Below are 12,661 nucleotides of genomic sequence, written 5' to 3' on the forward strand. Positions count from 1 at the left end.
GAGCGCGTCGCAGCCATTACCCCAGCCCGAGCCCTACGTCCCCAGCCCCGAAGATATGCCGCTGGGGCTGTCACCCGGCGAGGATCCGGCCGACAATGTCGTCTGGAGCACGACCTTGCCCCCGGTCGCGCCAGCGCCGCAGCCGACCGCGCCAAGCGCCGCTGGCGCTCAGGGTGCAACCGGCGGGACAAGCCCAACCGTCACGCCGGGCGCGGCTGATGATGCCAGTGGGGCAGCGCCGCAGGCAGCAGCGGACGGCACGACGCCGTAACAGTGGGCCGGGCGGCGCAAGGTTGCCCTTGGCCGCCGTCTAGCCCTTGAAGGGTTGGCGCGAATTGCGCGGCGACGGCAGTGGCCACGCCTACAGATCGGACCGGCCAAAGCTCACAGCAGCAAGCTTGGCTCATGCCTCAAAGTGAAAAGCCCCGGCGATGATGCCGGGGCTTTGTCAATTTCCAGGGGCCAGATCATGGCCTGTATCGTCAGACCCGCTGATCAGGCCTTGGCAAGATTGCGCAGCACGTAATGCAGCACGCCACCGTTTTCGAGATATTCAATCTCGACCTCGGTATCGACACGTGCCTTCAGCTGGATGGTCCGCTCGCGGCCATCGGCATAAAGGATGTGGCAAGGGACCAGCGACAGCGGCTTGAACTCGTCCTCAAGCCCGTCGATCGAGATGACCTCGTCACCCGTCAACCCCAGCGATTTGCGCGTCGCACCTTCGGTGAACTCGAAGGGGATCACACCCATGCCAACAAGGTTGGACCGGTGGATGCGCTCAAAGCTTTCCGCGATCACGGCCTTGACGCCCAGCAGGTTGGTGCCCTTTGCCGCCCAGTCGCGCGACGAGCCTGCACCATATTCGATGCCGCCAACGATGATCAGCGGAATGCCTGCCGCCTGATAGGCCATAGCGGCGTCATAGATTGCCGTCTGCTTGCCATCCAGATCCTTGGTATAGCCGCCTTCGACATTATCCAGCATCTCGTTCTTGATGCGGATATTGGCAAAGGTGCCGCGCATCATGACTTCGTGGTTGCCGCGGCGCGAGCCGTAGCTGTTGAAGTCCTTGGGCGCGACCTGATGTTCGGTCAGGTAAATACCAGCCGGGGTCGTCGGTTTGAACGAACCCGCGGGCGAGATGTGGTCGGTCGTGATCATATCGCCCAGCAGCGCCAGAATGCGCGCGCCTTCGATATCGTGGATCGCACCCGGATCTTTGGACATGCCGCGGAAATAGGGCGGGTTCTGGATATAGGTCGAACCTGCCGGCCAGTCATAGGTCTCGCTGTCGGTGACCTTCACGGCCTGCCAACGCTCGTCGCCTTTGAACACATCGGCGTATTTCGACTGGAACATCTCGCGCGTGACGATGGTGTCAACCAGTTCCGCAACCTCTTTCGAGGACGGCCAGATGTCTTTAAGAAAGACCGGCTTGCCCTCGTTCGAGTAACCCAGCGGCTCGGTGGTCAGATCGATATTCATATCGCCTGCGATGGCATAAGCCACGACCAAGGGCGGGGATGCCAGATAGTTCGCGCGCACATCCGGGCTGATGCGGCCCTCGAAGTTGCGGTTGCCCGACAGGACCGAGACCGCGACCAGATCATTGTCGTTGATCGACTTCGAGATTGCGGGCTCAAGCGGGCCCGAGTTGCCGATACAGGTCGTGCAGCCGAAACCGACAAGGTTAAAGCCAAGCGCATCCAGATCTTCCTGAAGGTTGGCGGCCTTCAGATATTCCTCGACGACCTGCGAGCCGGGGGCGAGCGAGGTTTTGACCCAAGGCTTGCGGGTCAGGCCAAGGGCGCGCGCCTTGCGAGCGACCAGACCAGCGGCCATCAGCACATAGGGGTTCGAGGTATTGGTGCAAGAAGTGATCGAGGCGATCACGATTGAGCCGTCATGCAGCTTGTAATCCTGACCTTCGACATCGCCAGATTTATAGCCATCGTGATGGCCCGGCAGATCGTCAGGGGCAGGGGCGCCGCCTTCTTCTTTCCAGCGACGCTCGGCCTTTTCGGTGGGCTGAGGCAGATCGCGGGTGCCGCAGATGTATTTGCGGAATTCTTCGGCTGAAGCGGTCAGCGGCACGTGGTCTTGTGGACGTTTGGGGCCCGAAATCGCGGGAACGACATCGCCCTGATCCAGTTCCAGCGTCGAGGAATAGACCGGCGCGTAATCGGCACCGCGCCAGAAGCCGTTTTCTTTGGCGTAAGCTTCGACCAGCGCAATCCGGTCTTCTTCGCGACCGGTCTGACGCAGATAGCGCAGGGTCTCGTTGTCGATCGGGAAAAAGCCGCAGGTTGCGCCATATTCGGGCGCCATATTGGCGATGGTCGCGCGATCGGCCAGCGGCATATGGTCAAGACCTTCGCCGTAGAATTCGACGAATTTGCCGACAACGCCGTGTTTGCGCAGCATTTGCACGACTTTGAGCACGAGGTCGGTCGCGGTGACGCCTTCCTTCAGTGCGCCGGTGATCTTGAAGCCCACGACCTCGGGGATTAGCATCGAAACCGGCTGGCCCAGCATCGCGGCCTCGGCTTCGATCCCGCCAACGCCCCAGCCCAGAACGGCCAAGCCGTTGACCATGGTGGTGTGGCTGTCGGTGCCGACCAGCGTATCGGGATAGGCGACTTCTTCGCCGTTCTGGTCCTTGTCGGTCCAGACGGTCTGCGCCAGATATTCCAGGTTCACCTGATGGCAGATGCCGGTGCCGGGGGGCACGACGCGGAAGTTGTTAAAGGCGTTCTGACCCCATTTAAGGAAGGTGTAACGCTCCATGTTGCGCTCGTATTCCAGCTCGACGTTGCGCTGGAAGGCGCGCGGCGTGCCGAATTCGTCGATCATGACCGAATGGTCGATGACCAGATCAACCGGGTTCAGCGGGTTGATTTTCTGCGGATCGCCGCCAAGCGCCTTGATGCCGTCGCGCATCGCGGCAAGGTCGACGACGGCGGGAACGCCGGTGAAGTCCTGCATCAGCACGCGGGCAGGGCGATAGGCAATCTCACGCGGGTTCTGACCGCCAAGCGTAGCCCATTCAGCAAAGGCCTTGATATCGTCAACCGAAACGGTTTTGCCGCCGTCTTCAAAGCGCAGCAGGTTTTCCAGCACGACCTTCAGAGCCGCGGGAAGTTTAGAAAAATCGCCCAGCCCTGCTTCGGTCGCGGCAGGGATTGAATAATAAGCATAAGTTTTACCAGCGGCCGTAAGGCTGCGGCGGGTTTTCGAGGTGTCTTTTCCCGTTTCGATGGGCATGGCTCGCTCCCTATCGTTGCAAAGGTGGCTTTAAGGCTGTCTGGACGTCATTTGCGCTTTTTTGGCGCGCGGCGCAAGGCTCTGGCATGCAATTGTATGCAATTGTATGCTAAAAGTGATCCCAACCCGCTGGCTGTTGCCGCCGAAGCACGCTCGAGCAACGCGAGAGCATTCTAACAAAGCCTTGATTTGTCACCTAGCACCCTCAGCGATTAGGTGAACAGGCTTTTTGATCGGCATGATGCCTTTGGATAACCAATTATGACGGCACTTTTGTATCACCACGGGACTGCAGGCGCGCTGCGTCCGGGGCGTATGCGCCGTCTGGCAATCGTCGGGCTGCTGGCGCTGGTGTATGGCGTGATCGCCCAACCGCTATGGGCACAAGAGGATCACAGCTCTTTCGAGGGCGACGAAATGGCGCAGGGCCTGACCGGCGAAGATATGGTCGGATCGATGCTGGATGCCTCGGATGGTGAGGCTGGCCTGATCCGGGCGCCACTTGGTGGCAGCGGATATCCGGTCCCGCCCTCGCAGGCCGATCCTTTCTTCAGCCTGACCCAGCCAGAGACCGGGCTTTTCGGCAATAGCTTTCTGGCCGGACAGCCTGCCGCGAAATTTGCAAGCGCGCCCGCGCCAGAGATCGGCCCGCTGGGGCAGACGCCTGTCGTGGTCGAGCTGTTCACCTCGCAGGGGTGCACCGCCTGTCCCCCGGCGGATGATATGCTGGCCGAGCTGTCAGATCGCCCTGATGTCTTGGCCCTGTCATGGCATGTCGATTATTGGGACTATCTTGGCTGGGCGGATGAATTCGCCCGCCCCGAGTTCACCCAACGCCAAAAGCAATATGCCAGCGCGGCAGGAGAGCGTTCGATTTATACGCCTCAGATCCTTGTCGATGGCACGGATACATTGATCGACCTGCGCCCGGCCGAGCTGATGGGCATGATCAACTCGCATCTGGCGCGTCCGGTGGCGCTGTCGGTGACGGCGCAGAACGTGAATGACAGCTATCAGATCGAGCTGACCCCGCGTGCCCAATTGAAGCGGGGGGTGGTCTTGCTGCTGGTGCGCTATGCGCCGCGCCGTCAGGTCGAGGTCAAAGCCGGCGAGAATCGCGGGCTGACGCTGAGTTATCGCAATATCGTGCTGGGGGTCGAACAGATCGCGCATTGGGATGGCAAGGCGCCTTTGCGCCTTAAGGTGTCCAACTCGGCCAAAGGTGGGCAGGATTTCCCCGCCGATACGCGCCACGCCATTCTGGCCCAACAGATCGGTCGGAAGGGCGCGCCTGCAGGCGCCATTCTGGCGGCCGTCAAGCTGGACTGATCTCAAGGCGAGTTGACGGCAAAGTGGATTGACGGCCACGTCCCGGATAGGGCAGGTCGGTGCGACGCCCCAAGCGCCGCCTCTGTCGCATCGGCCCGATTTCACAGGTGCTGGCTGCACAGACCGGAACCACCCGCAGGAGAAACCATGACCGAGCCCCGCAAACCCGCCTCTGCAACCCCGGCATGGGTCAAGCCAGCGCTTGAATACGGGCCTGCGCTGCTGTTTCTGGTCATTTTCCTGTTTTTGCGTGAACGCACCATTTCCTTGGCAGGCACGGATTATCAGGGCTTTGTCATTGCCACGATGATCTTTGTCCCGGTTCAGGTCATTGCCTCGCTTTTGCTGTGGCGTCTGACCGGCAAGATCTCGGTGATGCAGATCATGACGGTGGTCTTGGTTGTGTTCTTTGGCGGGCTGACGGCCTGGCTGAATGATCCCAAGTTTCTCGAGATGAAGCCGACGATCCTTTATCTCTTTTTCGCAGGGCTGCTGGGACTAAGCTTGGCGTTGCGCAAAAACTGGTTGCAGGCAGTATTGGGCGAGGCACTGCCCATGCGTCCCGAGGGCTGGCGGATTTTGACGATCCGGCTGGTGGTCTTGTTCATCGCAATGGCGCTGGCCAATGAGATCGTGCGCCGCACGATGTCTCAATCGGCTTGGGTTTACTTCAAAACCTTTGGTCTGATGATCATTATGTTTGGCTTTTTCATGCTCAACGCCAAATTGTTCGAGCGCTTTGCCTTGCCCAAGACAGATCAAGACGGTCAAAACGGGCCAAACGGCCAGTAAAACCCCTTGAAATGGCGCGGAATGCGCAGTTTGGGGAATTCCTGCCAAGCTGAACTTGCACCAGCGCTGGCCGAGGAGTAACTCCGGGCTGCACAATTTCGGGAATCCGCCATGTCCAGTGATAAGAATTCGCAGCTTCACCCCCGTACCCGCGCCGTCCATGCCGGTTCGCGCCGCAGCCAATATGGCGAGATGGCCGAAGCGCTTTATATGACGCAAGGCTTTGTCTATGACAGCGCCGAGCAGGCCGAGGCGCGATTCATTGACGCAGGCCCCGAAGAATTCATCTATGCCCGCTATGCCAACCCCACGAGCCGCATGTTCGAGGATCGCATGGCCAGCCTTGAGGGCACCGAAGATGCATTCGCCACCGCAAGCGGCATGGCGGCCGTGAATGGTGCGCTGATGTGCATCGCCAAGCCCGGCGATCATATTGTCTCGGCCAAGGCGCTGTTTGGCTCTTGCATCTTTATCCTTGATCTTCTGGTCAAATTCGGCGTCGAAGTCACCTATGTCGATGGCACCGATCTGGACCAATGGGCAACGGCGATCCGCCCCGGCACCAAGGCCGTTTTCTTTGAAAGCGTGTCGAACCCGGGGCTTGAGGTCACCGATATCGAATCCGTCGCCAAGCTGGCCCATGCGGTCGGGGCACTGGTGATCGTGGATAACGTCTTTGCCACGCCGATCTTTTCGCGTGCGGTCGAGCAGGGCGCGGATGTGGTCGTCTATTCGACGACCAAACATGTCGATGGCGGCGGTCGCTGTCTGGGCGGCGTGATCTGCGGAACCCGCCATTTCGTGCGCGAGGTGGCCGAGCCCTATCTGAAACATACGGGCGCGGCGAGCAGCCCCTTTAACGCATGGCTGATGCTGAACGGGCTGACCTCGCTTGATCTGCGAGTGCGTGCGATGTCGGATTCCGCCTTGCAGGTTGCACAGGCCCTGGAAGGTCATCCCAAACTGTCGCGCGTCGTTTATCCGGGCCTGCCAAGCCATCCCCAGCACGAGCTGGCGATGCGTCAGATGGGCACGGGCAGCACGATGATCGCGATCGATGTCGGCACCAAAGAAGAGGCGTTTCGCACGCTGAACCGGCTTCATGTCGCGAAGATCTCGAACAACCTCGGTGATGCGAAATCCATCGTGACCCATCCGGCCACGACCACGCATCAGCGCTTGCCCGAGGATGCCAAGCTGGCCCTGGGCATCACGCCCGGCCTGCTGCGCATCTCGGTCGGGTTGGAACATGCCGAGGATCTGATTGCTGATTTGCACCAGGCACTTGCGGATTAAAGCGCAAAGCCGGCACAATCCTTAAAAATGCCCAACAGGGACCATTGCGGTCCCTGCCATAATACCGGCATGGGCACTCGGTATGATGAAACGACGCCGGGGGTTCCGTTCGGGCCCCCGAACGCCCATATTCAGCGTTCCGTTCGAGGAGAATGCCATGACCCATGTTCGGCCCGTGACCACCGCGCAGCCAGTCTACAGCCGCGAATACCCCGCCGATTTCAAGGTGGATGAGGCCTATAAGGCGACACTGCCCGATTTGCAAAACGGGCCAGCCAGTCTGATCGTGGGTGCCAATGCCCCGATCCAGCATGTGGGGATCTCGAATTTCCGCCTGCCGATTCGCTTTCAGAAGAAAGATGGCGGCGAGTTGCAGCTTGAGACCAGCGTGACCGGCTCGGTCAGCCTTGAGGCTGATCGAAAAGGCATCAACATGAGCCGGATCATGCGCAGCTTTTACGGCTATGCCGATAAGCGCTTTTCGCTGGATGTCCTGTCGGCGGCGCTGGATGCCTATAAGACCGATCTGGATAGTTTCGACGCGCGCATCCAGATGCGTTTCAGCTATCCAATGCAGGTCGAATCCCTGCGCTCGGGCCTGTCTGGCTGGCAATATTACGACATCGCATTAGAGCTGATCGAACAAGGCGGCGAGCGCTTGCGCATCATGCATTTCGACTATGTCTATAGCTCGACCTGCCCGTGCTCGCTGGAATTGTCCGAACATGCCCGCGACACCCGTGCCCAGCTTGCCACCCCCCATTCCCAACGCTCGGTTGCGCGGATTTCGGTGGTGATGCAGGGCGATGACAAGCTGTGGTTCGAGGATATGGTCGCGCTGTGCCGCGCAGCGGTTCCGACGGAAACGCAGGTGATGGTCAAGCGCGAGGACGAACAGGCTTTTGCCGAACTGAATGCCGCAAACCCGATTTTCGTCGAGGATGCCGTGCGCGCCTTTGCCGATCAATTGCTGAACGACGCGCGCATCGGCGATTTCCGCATCATCGCCAGCCATCAGGAATCGCTTCATTCCCATGATGCGGTCAGCCTTTTGACCCAAGGCCCGACCTTTGCGCAATCCAGCCTTGATCCTGCGACCTTCTCGGGGTTGCGGCGATAGGCTGGGCGTGACGATTTTGGAACAAGACGTGAACGCACACTTTTCATGCGGCCAAGCACCCGCTATGTTGGCCGCATGAGCCAGTTCGACGATTTTGACCCTTTCGAAGCCGCCTCGGCCCCGGTTCCGCTGTCTCAGCGGGCCATGGGCGCGCGGCCAGCGCCCTATCTTGACGGGCTGAACCCGGCGCAACGTGCCGCGGTCGAAGAGCTGGACGGCCCGGTCCTGCTGTTGGCGGGGGCAGGGACGGGCAAGACGCGCGCGCTGACCACACGGATCGCGCATCTGCTGACGCTTGGCAAAGCGCGCCCCGGTCAGATCCTGGCTGTGACCTTTACGAATAAATCTGCGCGCGAAATGAAAGACCGGATTGCGCGGTTGTTGGGCGAAACTGTCGAGGGGATGCCCTGGCTGGGAACCTTTCACAGCGTCTCGGTCAAGATCTTGCGCCGCCACGCCGAGCTGATCGGCAACGGCGATCTGCATCTCAAGCCCAGTTTTACCATCCTGGATACGGATGATCAGATCCGGCTGCTCAAACAGCTGATCGCGGCAGAAAATATCGATGAAAAGCGCTGGCCTGCACGTATGCTGGCCGGGTTGATCGATGGTTGGAAAAACCGCGCTTTGACGCCTGCGCGCGTGCCGAAATCCGATGCCCACGCCTTTGATGGGCATGGGCTGAAGCTGTATCAGGCCTATCAGGACCGGCTTTTGGCACTGAACGCCGTCGATTTCGGCGATCTTTTGATGCATTGCGTTACGCTGTTTCAGGCCCATCCGGATATCTTGCGCCAGTGGCAAGAGCGCTTTCGTTATCTGCTGGTGGACGAGTATCAGGACACCAATGCCGCGCAATATTTGTGGCTGCGGCTTTTGGCGCAGGCCCATCACAATATCTGCGTCGTCGGCGATGACGATCAGTCGATCTATGGCTGGCGCGGTGCCGAGGTCGGCAATATCTTGCGCTTCGAGACCGATTTTCCCGGCGCGACCGTTATCCGCCTCGAGCAGAACTATCGCTCGACCCCGCATATTCTGGCGGCAGCCTCTAAGCTGATCTCGGCCAATCAGGGGCGGCTGGGCAAGACGCTGTGGACCGCCTCTGAAGGGGGGGAGCGGGTCCGCCTGATCGGGCATTGGGACAGCGAGGCCGAGGCCCGCTGGATCGGCGAGGAAATCGAGGCCTTTCAGGGCGGCTATCGCGCGGCAATGGGGCCGCGCAGCCTGAACCAGATTGCGATTCTGGTCCGCGCCAGCCATCAGATGCGCGCTTTTGAAGACCGCTTCATGACCATTGGCCTGCCTTATCGCGTCATTGGTGGCCCGCGTTTTTACGAGCGGCAAGAGATCCGCGACGCCATGGCTTATTTCCGTCTGGCGGTCAGCCCCGATGATGATCTGGCCTTCGAGCGTATCATCAATGTCCCCAAGCGCGGCCTGGGTGATAAAGCGATCCAGACTATTCAGCATCAGGCGCGATTGCTCAATCAGCCGTTGATCTACGGTGCGGCTGGCGTGGTGTCAGAAGGGCTGATGGGGGGTAAGGGCGGCAATGCCTTGCGCCAGTTTACCGAAAACATGGGCCGCTGGCATGCTGATGCCATCGATACCACCGCCAATCATGTTGAGCTGGCCGAGCGTATTCTGGACGAATCCGGCTATACTGCGATGTGGCAGAACGACAAATCACCCGATGCGCCGGGCCGGTTGGACAACCTTAAGGAACTGGTCAAGGCGCTTGAGGAATTCGAGAACCTTCAGGGCTTTCTTGAACATGTTTCCTTGGTGATGGACACCGACAAGCAAGAGGCAAGCGAGCAGGTCTCGATCATGACGCTGCATGGCGCCAAGGGTCTGGAATACCCGATCGTCTTTTTGCCGGGCTGGGAGGATGGCTTGTTCCCCAGCCAGCGCAGCATGGACGAATCGGGCGCGCGCGGCCTTGAGGAGGAGCGTCGCCTTGCCTATGTTGGCATCACCCGCGCCGAAGAGCTGGCCACGATCAGCTTTGCCGGGAACCGTCGGATGTATGGGCAATGGCAAAGCTCGCTGCCCTCTCGGTTCATCGATGAGCTGCCCGAAGATCACGTCGACGTGCTGACCCCGCCCGGCCTTTATGGCGGGGGCTATGGGGCTGCGGCGCAGCATTATGGCCAATCAAGCATCCATGACCGCGCGGCCAAGGCCGATGTCTATAACTCGCCGGGCTGGAAACGTATGCAGGAACGCAGCACATCCTATGCGCCTGCGGCACGAAAGCCGGTCACGATCGACGCTAAGGTTGCCGTGGCCTTTTCGGTCGGGGATGAGGTGTTTCACCAGAAATTCGGCAAAGGCCGTGTCATGGGGATCGCCGAGGACACATTGACGGTCGAATTTTCCACGGGGTTCAAGACGATCAAGGCAGGCTATGTCGAGCCGGTGGGCGCAACGGGCAGCGATGATGTGCCCTTCTAAGGCACGACCCTGTTTGCGCGCATGAAAAAGGCGGCCTCACAGCGGGCCGCCTTTCTTATTGTCCTTGCCATTTGTGGCCTTGGCTTGAAGGCCTTGGCCTGAAGTGTGTGGCTTTTTACACTGATTGCAGTGCGGTCTTGACCACGTCGGCAAGCGGCGTCGTCGGATGCCCGATCAGCGTCGAGAGCGCGCGGTTGTCGTCGTAAAGCGCGCCATTGCTGGCGCCGATATCCCAGCTTGCGATCATCGCGGCAAAGCCCGCGGGCAGGCCAGCCTTGACCAAGGCGGCGGCATAATCACCCTCGCTGAGGTTGACATAGGGGATCTCTTTGCCGGTCTGGCGCGAGATTTCGGCGGCATAATCGGCAAGGGTCCAAGCTTGATCGGCCACCAGCTCATAGATCTTGCCCTGATGACCGCTGGAGGTTGCCACTGCGGCGGCGGCCTCGGCGTAGTCCTTGCGCGCCGCGGCGGCGATCCGGCCCGTCCCTGCGGCGCCGATTACCGCGCCATGTTCCAGCGCCGCCCCGATCGAGCCGGTATAGTTCTCCGCATACCAGCCATTGCGCAAAATCACATGCGCAATGCCCGATTCCTTAAGCATTGCCTCGGTCGCGACATGCTCTTGCGCCAGATTAAGCGGCGAGGTCGGCGCATGGAGCAGGCTTGTATAGATGATCTCGCCCACACCTGCCGCCTTGGCCGCATCAATGGCGCGGCGGTGCTGGGTGGCACGCTTGCCGACCTCGTTACCCGAGATCAGGATCAGCTTTTCAACACCGTCCAGCGCGGCTGTCAGCTCTTGTTCCGGGCTTTCATCATAGTCAAAGCGGCGCGCCGTCACACCAAGGTCAGCTGCTTTGGCCGGATCACGCACCAACGCCACGATCTGCCCATCCGGCAGGCGTTTTTTCAGATCGGCGACAATCAGGCGGCCCAGCTGGCCCGTAGCACCCGTTACTGCAATCGTCATGTCTTGCTCCATCTTTAACTTTTCTGCGCAAAGATACGGTTTTCCCGGCGGTTTCTGGCGCTGCGAGCACTTGCAAAGCCGCCTTACGAATGAGCATATATGGACACACAAACTTTTCGTAAGTACGCACATGAAGGTAAGTATGAAACTTTCTGACGCCCTTGGTGATGACAGCGGCCGTGGCCACCTTTTGGCAGCGGCTTGCCCCTCGCGCGAGGTGCTTAAACATTTGACCAGCCGTTGGGGTGTGCTGATCCTGATGGTACTTGCCAAGGGGCCGCATCGCTTTTCCGCGATCCGCAACCGGATCGGCGGGGTCAGCGAGCGGATGCTGGCCCAGACGCTGCAATGGCTTGAAGGGGATGGGATCGTCTTGCGCCATGATTTCCGCACCGTGCCACCGCATGTGGAATATTCCCTGACCCCATTGGGTCAAGCCGCGGCAGAAAAGGTTACCGATCTTGCCGATTGGATCGAGGAAAGCATGCCGCTGTTCTCGGCCCATTGGCAGGCCGGGCAGGCGGAACTGGCTGGCACAGAGAGCGAGCAAGCCTAAGGCCCATCAGTGCCCCAACCAGGGGCCCTCAGGGCCCGCCCGATACAAATGCTTGACCGCCCCCGTCTGCGGCTTTATGCGGCAGTTGCGCGGATGGCTGGGTGACCGCGGGGGCGTCATGCCCGCGAGGAAAGTCCGGACTCCATGAAGGCACGGTGCCGGGTAACGCCCGGCGGGGGAAACCCTAGGGAAAGCGCCACAGAGAACAGACCGCCCATGCTTGCATGGGTAAGGGTGAAACGGTGGGGTAAGAGCCCACCGCGGGACGGGTAACCGGACTGGCAAGGCAAGCCCCACCGGGAGCAATGCCGAATAGGGATCTTGCGCAGGGCAACCTGCAGGGCTGTCTTCGCCTGAAAGATCCGGGTTGGCAGCTTGAGCCCGTCAGTAATGGCGGGCCTAGAGGAATGGTCATCCAGAGGGGCAACCCTTGGACAAAATCCGGCTTATAGGCCATCCGCGCGTTTTCTGGCGACAGTCACGGACACCGTTCCACATTGTTGGACGGGCAGCTTGCTGGCTGTTTCATAGCGGTCTTAGCGGCGCTTTCCGCCTGCTAAGTTGCTAAAGATTAAGAAAAATGCCCGGAACACGCGTTGACATAAAGGTCAATATGTCTTTATCGTGAGGCGTTGTTGACTGCCATCTTCAGCCATTCCGGTGACAATATGGACCCTTTTGAGGCGAAAGCTTATTTCGGGCAGGCGCAGGTTAGCGGTAGGGCGGGGGCATTTTCCACGCAGGACGCTGAGGTTGCCGGCCATAATGCGGCCCTTGCTTTGACCTTGCTTCGTATGTTGCCCCACAGCGCTTATTTAATGCGCGCAGATGGGCGGATCACCTTTATGAACCAAGCAGGTGCCCTGCG

Annotated in this window: 8 protein-coding genes, 1 other RNA gene and 1 pseudogene; 8 read left to right on the forward strand and 2 right to left on the reverse strand. The window is 60.0% G+C overall.

Translation table 11 applies throughout. The annotated features are described in order from the left end of the window. Positions 1-271 (forward strand): annotated as a pseudogene (locus RTS12_RS17145) (hypothetical protein); the annotation flags it as partial. 224 nt (positions 272-495) lie between these two features. Here the strand turns inward: RTS12_RS17145 and acnA are convergent. Beyond that, positions 496-3,267 (reverse strand): aconitate hydratase AcnA, encoded by a 2,772-nt coding sequence (gene acnA / locus RTS12_RS17150; protein ID WP_312530679.1) that lies wholly within the window; start codon positions 3,265-3,267, stop codon positions 496-498. 261 nt (positions 3,268-3,528) lie between these two features. On the opposite strand from acnA, the gene RTS12_RS17155 reads away from it, so the two are divergent. The 5 genes from RTS12_RS17155 to RTS12_RS17175 all read left to right on the forward strand — a co-directional run bounded on the left by RTS12_RS17155 (position 3,529) and on the right by RTS12_RS17175 (position 10,264). Continuing rightward, a complete protein-coding gene (locus tag RTS12_RS17155) occupies positions 3,529-4,596 on the forward strand; it encodes a DUF1223 domain-containing protein (protein WP_312530681.1) in 1,068 nt (355 codons plus the stop codon). 147 nt (positions 4,597-4,743) lie between these two features. Next, positions 4,744-5,388, forward strand: a complete 645-nt coding sequence (locus RTS12_RS17160) for an inner membrane-spanning protein YciB (protein ID WP_312530683.1) — start codon at positions 4,744-4,746, stop codon at positions 5,386-5,388. Between the two features lie 111 nt (positions 5,389-5,499). Next, positions 5,500-6,684 carry an O-succinylhomoserine sulfhydrylase gene (metZ, locus tag RTS12_RS17165; protein ID WP_312530685.1) on the forward strand — a complete coding sequence of 395 codons (1,185 nt, stop codon included), beginning with the start codon at positions 5,500-5,502 and terminating at the stop codon, positions 6,682-6,684. A gap of 157 nt (positions 6,685-6,841) precedes the next feature. Further along, positions 6,842-7,804 carry a GTP cyclohydrolase FolE2 gene (gene folE2, locus RTS12_RS17170; RefSeq protein WP_312530687.1) on the forward strand — a complete coding sequence of 321 codons (963 nt, stop codon included), beginning with the start codon at positions 6,842-6,844 and terminating at the stop codon, positions 7,802-7,804. Between the two features lie 75 nt (positions 7,805-7,879). Further along, a complete protein-coding gene (locus RTS12_RS17175) occupies positions 7,880-10,264 on the forward strand; it encodes a UvrD-helicase domain-containing protein (RefSeq protein ID WP_312530693.1) in 2,385 nt (794 codons plus the stop codon). Between the two features lie 115 nt (positions 10,265-10,379). Here the strand turns inward: RTS12_RS17175 and RTS12_RS17180 are convergent, their stop codons facing one another. Further along, a complete protein-coding gene (locus RTS12_RS17180) occupies positions 10,380-11,237 on the reverse strand; it encodes an SDR family oxidoreductase (RefSeq protein WP_312530689.1) in 858 nt (285 codons plus the stop codon). A gap of 142 nt (positions 11,238-11,379) precedes the next feature. On the opposite strand from RTS12_RS17180, the gene RTS12_RS17185 reads away from it, so the two are divergent. Continuing rightward, positions 11,380-11,793: a helix-turn-helix domain-containing protein gene (locus RTS12_RS17185; RefSeq protein ID WP_312530691.1), complete on the forward strand. Its 414-nt coding sequence runs from the start codon at positions 11,380-11,382 to the stop codon at positions 11,791-11,793. 89 nt (positions 11,794-11,882) lie between these two features. Beyond that, positions 11,883-12,258: RNase P RNA component class A (gene rnpB / locus RTS12_RS17190), an RNA gene on the forward strand. The last annotated feature ends 403 nt before the right edge of the window (positions 12,259-12,661 follow it).

Source organism: Paracoccus sp. (in: a-proteobacteria), from assembly GCF_032007265.1.
Taxonomy (GTDB): domain Bacteria; phylum Pseudomonadota; class Alphaproteobacteria; order Rhodobacterales; family Rhodobacteraceae; genus Paracoccus.